Source organism: Massilia sp. P1_C10 (genome assembly GCF_056406475.1).
On record NZ_JBFUAC010000002.1, the window covers coordinates 103793 to 118190 of the forward strand.

Consider the following 14398-nt stretch of genomic DNA (forward strand, 5'->3'; position numbering starts at 1 on the left):
TCGTCATTTGGCGGGAATCATGCCAATCGTGCCAAGCCATGTTTCCACCAGCGCGGGCCATTTCGTGATTGGCGCCTTGGTGGGCCGCAGTCCGAACGCGTGCCCGCCCTGCGCGAACAAATGCATCTCGACCGGTACGTTTTCCTTTTTCAGCCCCGCGTAATAAAGCAGCGAGAACTCCACAGGATCGACCGGATCGTCCTGCGCGTGAAGCAGGAAGGTGGGCGGCGTTTTACTGGTGAATCGGATGGTCGGATTCAGATGCGAAAGGTCTTCCCTGTAGTTCGCCGACATATGCCCGGGATACAGCGCCACCGCGAAATCGGGACGACAGCTTTCCTCGTCCGCCTTGTCGACAGGCGCATAGATTCGCTTGGGATGGGTGCTGATTGCCGCGACCAGGTGCCCGCCCGCGGAAAATCCGATGACTCCGATTTTGTTCGGATCGATCTTCCATTCCGCTGCATGATGACGGACGAGGCCCAGGGTTCGCTGCGCATCCTGCAGCGCGGTGTGAACCTTCGGGATGACGCGAGCGTTGCGAACTGAATCCCAGTGCGGTCCCGATCCCGGGACGCGATACTTCAACAGGATGCAAGTCATTCCGGCCGATGTCGCCCAATCACAAATTTCGGTGCCTTCCAGGTCGATTGCCAGAACCCGATAGCCTCCGCCGGGAAAAACGACAATGGCGGCACCGGTATTCGTTCCCTTCGGCGGGTAAATGGTCATCGTTGGCCGCGTTACGTTGGCCACCTGAAGCCAGGGCTTCCCGGCGATCAGCTTCTCTTGCCGCAGCGTCGTTTGATCCTCCGGCCCGGGCGCCGGTTTCGCGTCAGGAATCGCTCCAGGCCAGATCGGGATTTGATGAAGCCCGTTCGCCGGTTGCCACGCAGCCGCGTGCGCGCTGGCACAGGCAAATGCCGCAATCATAAAAAGAGCGTATTTCAAACTATCCCCTTAATCGCCCTTCAGGCACACGTTGCAAGCGGCTTCGGTGAACCTGCCCTGGCATGCGCGTTCACCGGGGTGCTTCTTTTCAATCTCCTTGTAGTCGGCACACTTGGCCGGCGAGAGGTTCACCGCGGGCTGCTGCAGGGTCACCCCGGACTGGTCGGATACGCTGAGCCTCGACCCGCTCGAGTCTGCCCGCATTTCGATCGCGCTGCCATTCGTCCAAAGGCGCAGCGCGCTGGCCTGGCTCGGCTCCGGTCCGGCGACGAACAAGGCCGACTGGCGCGTCTTGGAGTCGAGCGTCAGCATCGCATTGCTGCCGGTGTCCATCGTGACGTAGCCGCCCCGCTCCGTGCCCTCCTCGTCGTAGATCATGAAACCGCCGGCCTTCGAGCCGCGCTTGGAGACGCGTCCGTCCGAGAAAACGGCGTCCGGCATGTCGCCCGACATGCGCGCGCGGATCACACCCCTGGCATCGACCACAACGATTTCCTTGGCGCGGATCGAGTCGAAGATGGCGTTCTTGATCGCGGTGCCGGCAATCGCCGCCCCGCCGGCGAGCAGCAGCAGCCCGCCTAGCCAGACGATGTTCTGGCGTGCGATCCGCTTGCGCAGTCGGGCATCCTCCTGCTCGCAAGCGAGCAGCCGATCCTCAAAGCTGTTCAAGGCCATCTCCTGTACAAAGAATTAGACAAAGAGCATAGTAACGATAAAGTCATCCTCGAAAACTATCGAATGGTCACCATGCTGCATAAACTCCTGGACGCCAACGGCGCCTTTGCCCTCAACGCCAAAGGCACCACCAACCACTGTCCGATGGCCTTGTGCGCGCTGGCCGATATGGGCGCATCGGACCAGCGGCTGCAGGAATTCTTCGAGATGTGGCGCGAGCGATATGCGATTGCGGCGCCGGCAAACACGAATCGGATCGAGCGCGCCGATTGGCAGGCATGGCTCGGAAAGCAGGATGCGTTCGGTGCGTTGAGCGATTGTTTTGCGGGTTGGATGCGCGTGGACGGAATCGATGCTGTGGTGCGTTCGGTGCTTCGCGCACAGCCGTTTGCGCCGGCCACCGGAGCGTTCCACGCGATCATCCGCCTCGCCTACGGACTGGAGGTGGGTCATACCGGAGAAGTGGCGGCGGCATTGGCGGCGTATGTCAGCGGCTACCTGCCGGTCGAAGTCGCGCAGTTGGCGTCGGCGCCGACTGTCGATGCGGCACTGGAACGCCTGTCGCAGGCGATGCAGGGCAAATCATATGCGTCCGCCGGCCCGTCGATCACTGCGAAACTGCGGGGAGTCGCTCAAGATCCGGTGTTCGCCGCTGCCCTCTCCGTAACGCCGCACGCTTCGCTGCTGGACGAGATGGCGCGAGCGGCCATCGAAATCTATTGGCAAAAAAACGACTTCACGGCACTGCACATGGTGACCGGGCTGGCCGCGGCGCGCAGCATCGGCGAGCTGCTGCCGCCGGATGCCATCGAACAGACTTGGGCTGCATTCTGCGCTGCCTACGTGTCCTTCGGCTCCCCGCCGTTGCAGGCGCCCGGCGAAGTGGATGATTCCGGGGGCTGGGATCAATTCGCGGCGGCCGCCATCAAATCGGACAACGACCACGTGATCAAGCTGGTTCACATCTGCCGACGCGAAAGCCAGCGTACCGGCGCGCCGCTGTATACCGCGGCGGCCAGGCGCATCCTGCGGCTTTAGTTAGTGCACATTGGCTCGCCGCGCCAGGTCGAGGGCACCGCCGGCACCGTGTCGAGCACCGCGCCGTTGGTGGCGATGACTTCCTTGTAAAAATAGGCGCTGTCCTTGAGCGTGCGCTCCTGCGTCTCGAAGTTGATGTGGACGATGCCGAAGCGCTTCGAGTAGCCGTGCGCCCACTCCAGGTTGTCCATCAGCGACCAGGCGCAGTAGCCGCGCACGTCGCAGCCCGCCTCGATCGCGCTGTGAATCGCACGCAGGTGCTTTTGCAGGTAGGTCACGCGCAGCGGATCGTTCACCCTGCCGCCCTCCGCCACCGGCGGATCGTAGAACGCGGAGCCGTTTTCGGTGATGTAGATCGGCGGATTGCCGTAGTTTTTGGCGACCCATTTCAAGGTGTCGGTCAGGCCCTGGTCGAACACTTCCCAGCCGGTTTCGGTGTGGGTCGACATCGGCTGGCGCACCGGCGTTGCGCGCGCCACGTAGGCTTTCGGGTCGTGGCGGTTGACGCTGCGCGTGTAGTAGTTAATGCCCAGGAAGTCGATCGGCTGGTTGATCAGCGCCAGGTCTTCGGCCGGCCAGTCGGGCCATGCCTCGCCGTAGACGTCCTTCATGTTGTCCGGGTATTTGCCGAGGAAGATCGGATCGCAGTACTGCGCGTTCATCTGCGAATGCGCGCGCGCACACGCCTCGATGTCGGCAGGATCGGAACTGGCCGGATACTTCGGTTCCAGATTCACCACAAGGCCAATCTGGTGATTGCCCACTTCGCGATACGCCTTGACCGCGGCGCCGTGCGCGCGCAGCAGATTGTGCGCGGCGACCGGCGCTTCGTACTTGTTGCGGTGACCAGGCGCCAGCATGCCGTGCAGGTAGCCCTGGTCGGCCACTACCCAGGGTTCGTTGAGCGTGGCCCACGATTTCACACGGTCGTCGAGCTTGTCGAACATCACGCGCGAGTAGTCGGCGAACCAGTCGGCGATATCGCGGTTAAGCCATCCCCCCTGGTCGTCGAGCGCAACCGGCAGGTCCCAGTGGAACAGCGTGACCATCGGCGCGATGCCGTTGGCGAGCAGTTCGTCGACCAGCTTGTCATAGAAACCGAGGCCCTTCTGGTTGATCGCGCCGCGGCCCTGCGGGATCACGCGGCTCCACGAGATGCTGAAGCGGTAGGCCTGCAGGCCGATCTTCTTCATCAGCGCGACGTCTTCCTTGTAGCGGTTGTAGTGGTCGCAGGCGACGTCACCCGTGTCGCCGTCGCGGATGGTGCCAGGCGTGTTGACGAAGCGCTGCCAGATGCTGGCGCCGGCGCCGTCAGCAAGCGGCGAGCCTTCGATCTGGTAGGCCGACGTAGCGGCGCCCCACACAAAATTTTCGGGAAACTTGATGGACTTGTTCATGGTCTGGCCTTGCTGGTTGATTGTTCGATGACGATGGTGGCGGGCAGTTTGCGGACACGCCGTTCGTCCGCTCCGTTCGCAGCGCGAACGACGAGTCCGCCTGGCGGAATAGTCAAGCCCGCGTCGATGTCGAGGACGATGCGGCCGGCGCGCTCACGCATGCGGTAGCCAAGCTTGCCGTAAGGCGTGCGCAGGTCGCGCACTGATACGCCCTGGCCGGCCAGCCACGCGCGCGGCACGCCGGCGCCAAGCACCAGCGCGTGGTCCGACTCGCGCTCGTAGGCGAACAGGTCGAGCGCGGAGCGGATGTAATCGGATGAGATCCAGCCGTGCGGCATGTCGCCGACGAAGCGCGGCTCGCGCACCTCGCGGCCCACCACCTCGGCCCACTGGTTCCACGGGGTCGGACGGCGGTCGCGCAGGAAGAAATCGAGCAGCTCGTGCGCGCGGTCGCGCCAGCCCAGGCGCACGAAAGCGGCGACGTTGCGCAGCTCGTAAGGCGTGTAGTCCTTCCATTCCAGCTTGCCGTCACGGCGCGCCGTGAACTGCCGCCAGTAGCGCTCGAAGGTGCCGTTCAGCAGATCCTGCGGCAGGCGCTCCTGCAGGCCGCCAGGCGACAGCGCGATGGTGGTCGAGGTGGCGTCGAAGTCGCCAAGCTCCGCGGCGCCGGGCAGGTAGTTGACCTTGTGCTCTTTGGCCGACTGGCGCAGCGATGCGAATAGTTCGCGTTCGAATTCGTCGGCCTGCGCCGCCAGCGAAGCCGCCTCCGGCTTGCCGAGGACCCGGGCCAGCAACGCGGCATCGCGGTAGCCGCGCAGGCCCCAGAAATCGTCCCAGTACGAGTGCATCGGCTTGGCCGAATAGCCTTCGTGGCTGATCGACGCGGGCAGCAGGCCAAATAGCGAAGTGCCGCGGTTGGCGGCGGTGCGCTCCGACTGGCGCTGCGCTTCCATGAAGCCGGCGGCCTTCAGCACGCGCGGCCACATGCGCTCGAGCAGCGCGCGGTCTTGCGTGTACTTCCACAGTTGCGCGTTGAGGAAGATGAATTCGCCCTGGCTGTCGTTTTCGGGCACCGGATCGGCGCCGCGCTTGTCGACGCAGCACGGCACTTTGCCATCCGCGAACTGGTGCGGCGCGAACCACTCGAGGTAGTCGCGCGCCACCTTGTCGTCGCCGAAGCGCAGCATCGCTTCGGACATCATGGCGCCGTCGCGGATCCACGAGCGCGCGTAGGAACGGGTGCCCGGCATCAGCATCGGCCCGTCGCGCGTCATCAGCATGTGCGCCAGCGACGAACGGATGGTGTCGACGATCGCCCGTCCGGCGGGTGGGACTGTGATCGCGACACGATTAAGGCGTTCGCGCCAGTAAGCCGCGACTTCATCCTGCAGGTGCGACGACGCCAGAGGTTCTCCGGTCAATGGAATGGACAGTCCGACCTGTGCCGACGCGTGCGGCGCCAAGCGGATGTCGTAGGCCAGTGCGCCGGAAGCGAAGCCGGTGTCGTCGTGCACGGCGAGCTTGCCGAAGCCGTCGCCGCCGGCGTCGAACGAGGACACGCCCGCTGCGTCGGGCTGGCTTGCAGCGATCACGCGCCGCTTGCCGTTGACCGAGAACGCGGCGCCGTCCCACGCGATGTCCTTGATCTCGCTCACGCCCGGCGGCGTATTCAGGAACTGCATCGGCGGGTTGACCTGGAACGGCCGGACCGCCAGCACCAGTCTTAATTGCAGCGGCTTGTCGGTCAGGTTGGCGACTTCGTACTGCGCCGCGAGTCCGGACTTGTCCGGGGTGCCGTGCGCGAACGCGGTGGTGCGCAAGGTCCATTTCGGCGCGCGCCAGGTCACGCTGGGGATGGGCAGGTAGTTGTCGCGCAGGGACTGGGAGACCTTGACGTCGGCCCAGCTGGAACGCTTTCCGCCTTCGACCACGAACGGCTCGATCGAGAAGCCGCCGCGCGCCACTTCCAGCGCGCCGTCTTCGGACAGCAGGCCGGTTTCGTGGCCGCCGTCCACGCCCAGCACGGTCCAGTAGTTCTGCTGGCCGGACATGCCGCGCGGGTAGGCGCCGGGCGGCGCTTCCTTCGCCAGCGCCTGGAAGAAAGCGTTGGGCGACGCGCCAAAGTCCAGGTCCTTCGTTTCCAGCCTGTCGAGGCGGTACCTGGCGGCCGCGCTGTCATGCATGGCGACTCGCAGGAATCGCGTTTCGGCTTCGCCCAGCAGGATCGGGTCGGCGCCGCCGTTCCCGTCCGTCACGCGCCGCACCGTGCGCCAGGTGCGGCCATCGTCGGAGAAGTCGATGTCGTAGCGCGGAGCCGGCGTCGACCAGTGCAGAATCACTCCGCCGAATTCGCGCGGCCGGCCGAAGTCGACCGTCCGCTGCTGCTCGCCGCCGTCGAACGAGGTGGAAAACACAGGCTCCGGCGCGGGACCAGGCGCAGCGAGCTTGCGCACGTTCAGCTGGTCGAAGTAGACCGAACCGCGCCCGCCGTCGCGGCCGGCGCTGACCACCAGTTCCACTTTTTCGGTATGGCGCAGGGTGTGGTCAGTCAGCGGACCCCATGCAAATTTGACGTGGCGCTTCTTGAAGACGACCTTCTGCCATTCGCGCGAGATGGCGAAGTTGGGCCGGTTCACCCACCAGACGTTGTCGCCGCTGGCGTCCACCAGTTTGAATTCGAGGTTGTTGACGGGCGCATCGGCACGCAGCCAGAACGAGATTTCGTAGTCGTCGCCGAAGTCGAGCGGCAGCGCGCGGCGCGCGGCGGCGTAACCGGCCGCGCCGCCGAAATCGAAGTCGAGCCGCATCGCCTGTCCTTCGCGGCCCGGCACGCCCTGCACCGAGGCGCGCACGCCGTCCGAGCCCACCGCCTGCCATGCGCCGATGCGCTCGAAGTCGTCGGTGACTTGCGCATGCGCCGCGCCGGCCGCCAGCAGCAATGCGAACAGGAGCCGTTTCATCCCTTGACGCTCCCCATCAGCAGTCCCTGGATGTAATAACGCTGCAGGCCGAGGAACAGCAGCAGCACCGGGAAGATGGTCAGCACCGAGCCCGCCATCATCATCTCGTTGTCCTGCACGTGCTCGCGCGACAGCGAGGCCAGCGCCACCGGCAAAGTGTACAGGTCCTTGTCGGTAAGGATAATCAGCGGCCACATGAAGTCGTTCCAGCTGGCGAGGAAGCTGAAAATTGCCAGCGTGACGAGAATCGGCGTCAGCAGGGGCAGCACGATGGAGCGGAAGATGCGGATCTCGCTGGCGCCGTCGAGGCGCGCCGCTTCGAGCAGCGCGTCGGGAATCGTCAGCGCGTACTGGCGCACCAGGAAGATGCCGAAGATGCTCGCGGCGGCGGGCACCAGCACGCCGAAGTACGTGTTCACGAGGCCCATCTGCTTGAGGATCAGGAACAGCGGCAGCATCGCCACCTGGCCCGGGATCACCAGCGCACCGAGCAGCAGCTTGAATATGCGCTCGCGGCCGCGGAAACGCAGCTTGGCGAAGGCGTAACCGGCGCCGACGTTGAACGTCAGCGACAGCAGCGTGGCGGCGACCGCGAGAAGCACGCTGTTGGCGAAATTGCGGCCGATGCCGGCCAGCGCAAACAGTTCGCGGTATGCATCCAGCGTCGGATGCGCCGGCAGCAGCGGCGGCGGGAAGTGGCTCGCCTCGCCGCGCGCCATGAACGACACCGACAGCATCCAGGCCAGCGGGAATATCGTCAGGATGCCGGTCAGTATCAGCAGGAAGTTGACGCCGGTGCGCTTCGCGCCGGTACTGTGGTGACGGTTCATTCTTCCAGCCCCCTGCGCGCGAATTTCATTTGCAGCAGCGTGACGGCGAACATCAGCACGAAGAGCACGAAGGCGACCGCGGTGGCGGTGCCGAGGTTCCACCATTTGAAGCCCTGCTCATACATCATGTACAGCACGCTGACCGTGCTTTGCAGCGGGCCGCCCTGCGTCATCACGTACGGCTCGGCGAACAGCTGGAAGTAGCCCGCCATCGTCAGGATGCTCACCATGAACATCGTCGGCGCAAGCGCCGGCAAGGTGATGTGGCGCAGCAGCGAGAACGTGCCGGCGCCATCGAGTTCGGCCGCCTCGTACAGCTCCGCCGGGATGCTTTGCAGGCCGGCGATGAAGATGATCATGTTGTAGCCGAAGTTCTTCCACACGGCGAAGAAAATAATCGCCGGCATGGAGGTGCGTGGATCGCCCAGCCAGTCGACCGGCGTGAAGCCGATCGAATCGAGCCCGTAATTGATGAAACCATAGCGCGTGTGGTACAGGTAGCGCCAGATCACGGCCACCGCGACCATCGAGGTGACGACCGGTGCGAAGAACGCGGTGCGAAACAGCGGCTTGAACATAGCCAGTTTCGAATTGAGCAGCAGCGCGGCGCACAGCGAGGCGCCGATCGACAGCGGCACGCCAGCGACGACGAAGAACAGAGTGTTGCCCAGCGCCTGCCAGAACAGGGGCGTGTGCATCAGTTCGACGTAGTTGTCGATGCCGACGAAGCGCAGGTTGCTCATGCTGGCCAGCGCGTACAGGTCGAAATCTGTCATGCTCATGGCGAACGCCGCGAGCACGGGCAGAAAGAAGAAGACGCCGATCACCAGCAGGGACGGCCCCACCAGCAGCCACGCGGCGCGTTGGGTTTTCATTTGACACCTCCGTGTTGCAGCATCCAGCGGCGCTTTTCAAGAATGCGGTCCGCGCGCTTGTCCAGTTCGGTCACGGCCTGGTCGATGGTGATCTCGCCAGCCACCGCCGACTCGGTCACCAGCCTTAACTCGGTGCCGATGCGCTCCCACTCGGGCACCTTGGGCGGCGACCTGGTGCGCTCGAGCTGGTCGCGAAAACCGGAGACATACTGGTCGTTCTCCAGCGCCGTGCCCTGCCAGCCGGTGCGCCGCGGCGGCAGGTTGCCAGTCAGCTGGAAGAAACGCCGCTGCACCTCGGGCTGCGCGAGGTATTCGATTAACTGCCACGCTTCGTCCTGGTGCTTCGATGCCTTGAAGACCACCAGGCTCGATCCGCCCGCGACCGAGACGGTCGGTCCATTCGGCCCGGGCATCGGCGCGGTTCCCCAGCTTTGCTGAAGCCGCGCCGGCAAGCGGCTTTTGAATTCGCTGATGTTCCATGGTCCCGAAATATAAAAGGAGAAGTAGCCGTTGCCGAATTCATCCCAGACGTTGGAGATCTGAGTGTTAGACACTTTCGGCGCCCACTGGTTGCGGAACATCTCGACGTAATTCGTCAGCGTGCGGCGAAATTCGGCGCTGCGAAAATTTCCGTAACGGCCGCCGTCGCGCAGCAGTTCTTCCTTCTGCTGCAAAGCGAACATCAGCAGCGGCTCGTATTCGTTCAGGGGCAAAAGAACGCCAAATTTATCGGGCGATTTTGCCTTCAGGGCCACGAGGGCGCGATTGAATTCGGCCCACGACGCCGGCGGCTTGTCGAAGCCCACTTCGGCCAGCAGGTCCTTGCGGTAGTACATGACGCGCGTGTCGACGTACCAGGGCACGCCGTACAAGGTGGCGCCGATGCGGTTCGAGTCCCAGATGCCTTCGAAGTAGTCGGCCGGCGGCACCCGTGTCGATGCGGCGACGCGCGCATCGAGCGGCGCCAGCGCGCCAAGCGCGGCGAACTGCGGCAGCCAGGTGTTCCCGAGCTGGCACATGTCGGGCGTGACGTCGCCGGCAAAGGCCGTCAGCAGCTTCTCCTGCGCCGACAGCCACGGCGATTGCTGGACGACGACCCGGATGCCCGGATGCGTGCGGTGAAATTCGGGCAGCAGCTGCTGGACCACCTCCCCTTCGCGCCCCAGGGCCCAGAACCGCAGCACCACCGGGCTGTCGGCGCGATGCGTGCACGCGGCCAGCAGTCCTGCCAGGACGGCCAGGACTGCCGCGCATGCAAGCGAGCGCCGGCGCACCATCATTGCGGCGCGTCCAGCCAGCCGCCCTTGAAGCCGGCCTTCACCAGGCCGGCGCGAATGTACGGGTTCTTGCGCATCACCCGCCACACCATGTCGCTGCGGTAGTTCTCCACCATCGCCAGGATCGGGCCCTGGTCGATGCCGAGATAGTCGGTGTCGACCCAGCCGAAGCCGGGAATGCGGCGGCCGTTGGCCAGCTTGACGTCGAAGTCGAAGGTCGGGTTGAAGGCATCCAGGAAGCCGTATTTGCTGTAAATGTGTTCGCCGTAGCGGTTGCGCATGTGGACGATTGCGGGGATCGCGATTTCGGGCGCGAACGCGATCGATGCGGCGGCGCCGGTCGGCGCCATCGTGCAGTCGTCGTAGGTGGCTTCGCCGCCCATGCCGCGGCCGGCGTAGCTGTGGAACTTGCGCCGGCGGGCGCCGTCGGTAATTACCGTGTCGGCCGGGCCGTCGCTGGCGGTCACGCCCCACATGTTCTGGCCGTAGCCTTTGCAGCCCATCGGATTGGCGACCGCGTAGGCCTGCTGCGCGTAGGTCGCGCGCCGGCTGTTTTCGAAATAGTCGATGCCCTTCCTCTGCATGTAGCCGTCCTTGATGCCGCGGAAGTCGATCCAGACCGCCGAATACTGGTGGCCGAAATGCGGCGGGAAAGCCAGGTATTGCTGGCCGTAGTGCGTGCCCCAGCTCTTGTCGTAAGGCTGGGTCCATTCGGCCCAGGCGTCGGCGCCGACCGGATGGGTCGGCGATCCGAGCGCCAGCACGTAGACCAGCATCGCCTCGTTGTAGCCTTTCCAGTCGTAAGGCAGCATGCCGTTTTCCGGATTCCAGCCGTGGGTGATGGCGGCGCCGTGATTTTGCGCCCAGCGCCAGTCGACGCGGCGGTAGATGTCGTCGGCCAGGCGGCGGATCTCGGCTTCCTGCGGATCGGCGCCGTCGAAGTAGCTTTGCACGTGCAGCACGCCGCCCAGCAGCAGCGCGGTGTCGACCGTCGACAGCTCCGAATTGGAGCTGCGGGCGCCGGTCTTCATGTCGAGGAAGTGGTAGAAGAAGCCTTTGTAGCCGCTCATGCCTTGTGGCGCCGGCCCTTGCGGCGCGTCGTGGAAGAAGCGCAGCGTGGTCAGCACGCGTCCGCGCGCGTCGGCCCGTGTCACGTAGCCGCGTTCGATCCCGATCGGATACGCGGTCAGGCCGAAGCCGACCGCGGCGATGCTGGAGAACGACGGCGTCGGATAGCGGTCCGGTATCAGCCCGTTGGCCGGATTGGCGGTCTCCCAGAAGAAGCGGAAGGTGCGTTCGGACAGGTCGTCGAGGTAGGGCTTGGCCTGGTCGAACTGCACCGGCGCCGGCGCCTGGACGGGAACGGGAGCCTGGACAACAGGGGGCGTAGACGCACAGCCGCACAGAAGCGCGGCCAGCGGAATGAGGCGTCGGAACATGATCGGTGCTTCCAGGTAAACGGGGCCGCGCCAGGAAGGCGCGGCCCCCGGGGACTGCTTAGAACGTGTAGCGCGCGCTGAGCTTCACAGTACGCATCGGACCGGACACGCTGCCCGGTACGCCGAGGTTGCTGTTGTCGCCGCCCAGGTAGTTCCTAGGAGGCGTCGAAGGACCGCCAACCCACGAATCGTAGCCGCCGTAGTTGATCGTGTTGAACAGGTTCAGCACGTCCATCCGCAGGCCGATCTTGCCGAAGCCGACGCTGATGTCTTTCGAAATCGCCAGGTCGACTTCGCGGAACGAACCGCCCTCACCTTTCTGCGAAATGCAGTTCGAGAAGCCCTTCGAGCAGTCGGTGATGCGGTACGGCCGGCCGGAGCCGAGCGTGACCTTCGACGACAGCATGATCCCGTAAGGCAGCAGGCGGTCGGTCAGACCAGACACCACCAGGCGATGTTTTTCAACGTCGGTCGATGGATTCCAGCCCGAAGTCGAGCGGCCGTAGGTCCAGTTGAAGATATCGTTGGTCCACTCCTTGTTGGTGGTCTCGCCCTCGGAATAGGTATAGGTCGCCGCGAGGCCCCAGCCGGAAGACACGGAGAACGGCTTGTCAGCCTTCCCGTACACCGTCGTCGTGCGCGCCTGGGTGATGAAGTCGCCCAGGATGAGCGTGCCGTACGGATCGATCGAACCCCACAGCGGATCGATCGGGCTCTGGGTGCCCCATCCGCCCTGTGGATCGCGGTTGCCGCCGAACCAGTTGAACTGGTTGTGGCTGCGCGAATAGGTCGCGCCGGCTTCCGTGTTCCACTTGCCCACGCCCTGGCGCAGGCCGAGGCTGAACTGGTCGGTGTAAGGCATCTTGTGATCGCTCTTCACCAGCCAGATTTCGCCGTTGGTCTGGGCGTTCTTCTGCAGTTCGTCCACGGCGTGGTTGGCGATGGTGCGGTCGAACGCGCGTCCGAAGCCGCCGAAGATGACGGTGTTGCGGTCGCCGCTCAGGTCATACGAGAATCCCACGCGCGGCTGGAACGCTTTCTTGTACGCTTCGCGGTTCGAGCCGTTGCTGATGTAATCGCCGATGACCACGCCGCCCTTGGCCAGCGACTGTGCGTAGGTCTGGCCGACAGCTGCGCCTGGGCGCGGGTCCTGCTTGCCGAAGATCGCCACGCGGTCGGCCGGGGTTACGTAGCCGTTGTTAAGCATGTTCGTCTCGTAGTCCCAACGCATGCCGAGGTTCAGCTCCAGCTTCGAGTTGACCTTCCAGTCGTCCTGCAGGTACAGGCCATACTGGGTGTCGCCGTACTCGATACCAACCGGAGCCAGTGCCTTGTCGGTCTGGATGGTGGTCGGCTGGCCGGTCTTGTTGTCGATCATCTGGCGCAGGATGTCGACGCTGCGCGATGTGCCGGTCAGCTTGAAATCGACGCGCTTGATCTTGATCCCGCCCTTGACCGTGTGGCCTTGCAGGCCGGTCCAGGTCAGGTCGTCGGCGATCGTGTAGCCGCGCTGGCGACGATACTGGTCGTCCGGCGAGCCGCCGGTGAACAGCACGTCGAAGGTGTTGTTCGGGGTATTCGACGGCGAGACGACATACTTGATGAAGGGCTCGTTCAGCAAGGCGTGCGGGTTGAAGAGGAATTCCTCGTAGCCGAAGCGCGCCTCGTTGAGCATGTCGCCGCGCGTCCATTCGTGCTTGACGTCGAAGCGGGTCTCGTCGTTGGTGCGGTCCTTTTCGTTACCCGGCACCGACAGCTTGAAATCCTCGGGCGTCAGGTCGCTTTCGCGGCGGATGCGGGCCGACACTTCCAGCCGCTGTTCGTCGCTCAACTGCGCATCGACCTTGCCGAGGAACAGATGCTCCTTGAATTTCGACGTAGTGCCGCCGGCGCGCGCCAGCAGGCCTGGCACGATGCCGGCGTTCGGCAGCAGGTCCTGGCGCTGCGCGACCACCTGGCGCGGCGAATTGATGTCCTTGCCCTCGTAGGCGGCGAAGAAGTGCATCGCATCCTGCTTGATCGGGCCGCCGAGGTTGAAGCCGTACTGGCTCTGGGTGTAGTTCGGGCGATCCACGCCCTGGTCGCGGTTCTTCTGCTGGAACGGGCTGTAGGCCGTCCAGTTGGCCCCGGTGCGGTCGTAGAACGCCTCGCCGTGGAATTCGTTGGTGCCCGACTTGGTGATGGCCGTGATCGCGGCCGAACTGACCTGGTCGAATTCAGCCTTGTAGTTCTGCGAGATGATCTTGTATTCCGCCACCGCCGATTGCGGGAACGGGTTGCCGCGCGAGGCGTCGAGGCCGGACATGCCGCCGCGCAGGATGTAGTTCTTCTGGCCGACGCCATCGATGAACACGTTGACGTTGTCCTGGTTCTGCGCGCCGCTCTGCAGCTTGCCGTAGCCCGAGTTCGGATCGACGTCGAAGCGCACGCCCGGCGCCAGGTCGGCGAACGCGAGGAAGTTGCGGGAGGCCTGCGGCGTGTTCTCGATCTGGGCGCGCGACACTGCCGTGCCAACTTCCGAGGTCTTGACGTCCTTGCGCTGCAGCGAGCCCTGGATCACGACGCGCGAGACGCCCGGCGCGGCGGCGGCGCCCACGGCCAGGTCGACCGACGCGGTTTCGCCAATGGCGACGGTGACGGCTTCCGACTTCTCGGCGCCCACCTGGATCTGGTACACGCCAGGCGCCAGGCCGGTGATCACGTAGCTGCCGTCGGCCGCCGTCGTGGTCCGGTAGGTGAACCCGGTGGCGCGGTTGACCGCGACGATCTGGGTGGCGGCTTGCGCGGGGGCGCCTGCCTGGGTGATCTGGCCCTTGATGGTCGAGGTGCTCAGCTGCGCGTACGCGGGTGCGCACGCCAGCATCGCAGCCGTCGACAGGCCGAGCAAGGCCATGCGCAGTTCGCGAACTCCAGTCTTCATCTTCATGCAAGTCTCCTGATTTTGATTTCTAATTTT

At 64.6% G+C, this 14398-nt stretch carries 10 protein-coding genes; 1 reads left to right on the top strand and 9 read right to left on the bottom strand.

Going from position 1 to position 14398, the window contains the following annotated elements; all coding sequences use genetic code 11:
• Nucleotides 1-3: 3 nt before the first annotated feature.
• Complete coding sequence (locus AC1D02_RS04585; protein ID WP_477314191.1) at nucleotides 4-951, bottom strand: alpha/beta hydrolase; 948 nt, start codon at nucleotides 949-951, stop codon at nucleotides 4-6.
• 9 nt (nucleotides 952-960) lie between these two features.
• On the bottom strand, nucleotides 961-1620 hold the full coding sequence (locus AC1D02_RS04590; RefSeq protein ID WP_477314193.1) for a hypothetical protein: 660 nt from the start codon (nucleotides 1618-1620) through the stop codon (nucleotides 961-963).
• 69 nt (nucleotides 1621-1689) lie between these two features.
• On the opposite strand from AC1D02_RS04590, the gene AC1D02_RS04595 reads away from it, so the two are divergent.
• A complete protein-coding gene (locus AC1D02_RS04595) occupies nucleotides 1690-2664 on the top strand; it encodes a questin oxidase family protein (protein ID WP_477314195.1) in 975 nt (324 codons plus the stop codon).
• On the opposite strand, the gene AC1D02_RS04600 is transcribed toward AC1D02_RS04595, so the two are convergent.
• From AC1D02_RS04600 to AC1D02_RS04630, 7 genes are read right to left on the bottom strand one after another with little or no spacing between them, the layout of a single operon-like run.
• The gene (locus tag AC1D02_RS04600) at nucleotides 2661-4061 is read right to left on the bottom strand and encodes a GH1 family beta-glucosidase (RefSeq protein ID WP_477314197.1); all 1401 of its coding nucleotides are present in this window, start codon (nucleotides 4059-4061) and stop codon (nucleotides 2661-2663) included. The genes AC1D02_RS04595 and AC1D02_RS04600 overlap by 4 nt on opposite strands.
• Nucleotides 4058-7021 carry a hypothetical protein gene (locus AC1D02_RS04605; RefSeq protein WP_477314199.1) on the bottom strand — a complete coding sequence of 988 codons (2964 nt, stop codon included), beginning with the start codon at nucleotides 7019-7021 and terminating at the stop codon, nucleotides 4058-4060. The genes AC1D02_RS04600 and AC1D02_RS04605 overlap by 4 nt, the downstream gene beginning before the upstream one ends.
• On the bottom strand, nucleotides 7018-7851 hold the full coding sequence (locus AC1D02_RS04610; RefSeq protein ID WP_477314201.1) for a carbohydrate ABC transporter permease: 834 nt from the start codon (nucleotides 7849-7851) through the stop codon (nucleotides 7018-7020). Before AC1D02_RS04610 ends, AC1D02_RS04605 begins: the two co-directional genes overlap by 4 nt.
• On the bottom strand, nucleotides 7848-8726 hold the full coding sequence (locus tag AC1D02_RS04615; RefSeq protein ID WP_477314203.1) for a carbohydrate ABC transporter permease: 879 nt from the start codon (nucleotides 8724-8726) through the stop codon (nucleotides 7848-7850). Before AC1D02_RS04615 ends, AC1D02_RS04610 begins: the two co-directional genes overlap by 4 nt.
• Nucleotides 8723-10006 (bottom strand): sugar ABC transporter substrate-binding protein, encoded by a 1284-nt coding sequence (locus tag AC1D02_RS04620; RefSeq protein WP_477314205.1) that lies wholly within the window; start codon nucleotides 10004-10006, stop codon nucleotides 8723-8725. The genes AC1D02_RS04615 and AC1D02_RS04620 overlap by 4 nt, the downstream gene beginning before the upstream one ends.
• Nucleotides 10003-11442, bottom strand: a complete 1440-nt coding sequence (locus AC1D02_RS04625; RefSeq protein ID WP_477314207.1) for a glucoamylase family protein — start codon at nucleotides 11440-11442, stop codon at nucleotides 10003-10005. Before AC1D02_RS04625 ends, AC1D02_RS04620 begins: the two co-directional genes overlap by 4 nt.
• Before the next feature lie 58 nt (nucleotides 11443-11500).
• Complete coding sequence (locus AC1D02_RS04630; protein WP_477314209.1) at nucleotides 11501-14368, bottom strand: TonB-dependent receptor; 2868 nt, start codon at nucleotides 14366-14368, stop codon at nucleotides 11501-11503.
• Nucleotides 14369-14398: the final 30 nt, after the last annotated feature.

Excerpts from the sequence above, each read along its gene's own strand:
- AC1D02_RS04605 (WP_477314199.1), bottom strand. The coding sequence starts at position 7,021 with ATGAAACGGCTCCTGTTCGCATTGCTGCTGGCGGCCGGCGCGGCGCAT.
- AC1D02_RS04610 (WP_477314201.1), bottom strand. The coding sequence starts at position 7,851 with ATGAACCGTCACCACAGTACCGGCGCGAAGCGCACCGGCGTCAACTTC.
- AC1D02_RS04620 (WP_477314205.1), bottom strand. The coding sequence starts at position 10,006 with ATGATGGTGCGCCGGCGCTCGCTTGCATGCGCGGCAGTCCTGGCCGTC.
- AC1D02_RS04630 (WP_477314209.1), bottom strand. The coding sequence starts at position 14,368 with ATGAAGATGAAGACTGGAGTTCGCGAACTGCGCATGGCCTTGCTCGGC.
- AC1D02_RS04615 (WP_477314203.1), bottom strand. The coding sequence starts at position 8,726 with ATGAAAACCCAACGCGCCGCGTGGCTGCTGGTGGGGCCGTCCCTGCTG.
- AC1D02_RS04625 (WP_477314207.1), bottom strand. The coding sequence starts at position 11,442 with ATGTTCCGACGCCTCATTCCGCTGGCCGCGCTTCTGTGCGGCTGTGCG.
- AC1D02_RS04595 (WP_477314195.1), top strand. The coding sequence starts at position 1,690 with ATGGTCACCATGCTGCATAAACTCCTGGACGCCAACGGCGCCTTTGCC.
- AC1D02_RS04600 (WP_477314197.1), bottom strand. The coding sequence starts at position 4,061 with ATGAACAAGTCCATCAAGTTTCCCGAAAATTTTGTGTGGGGCGCCGCT.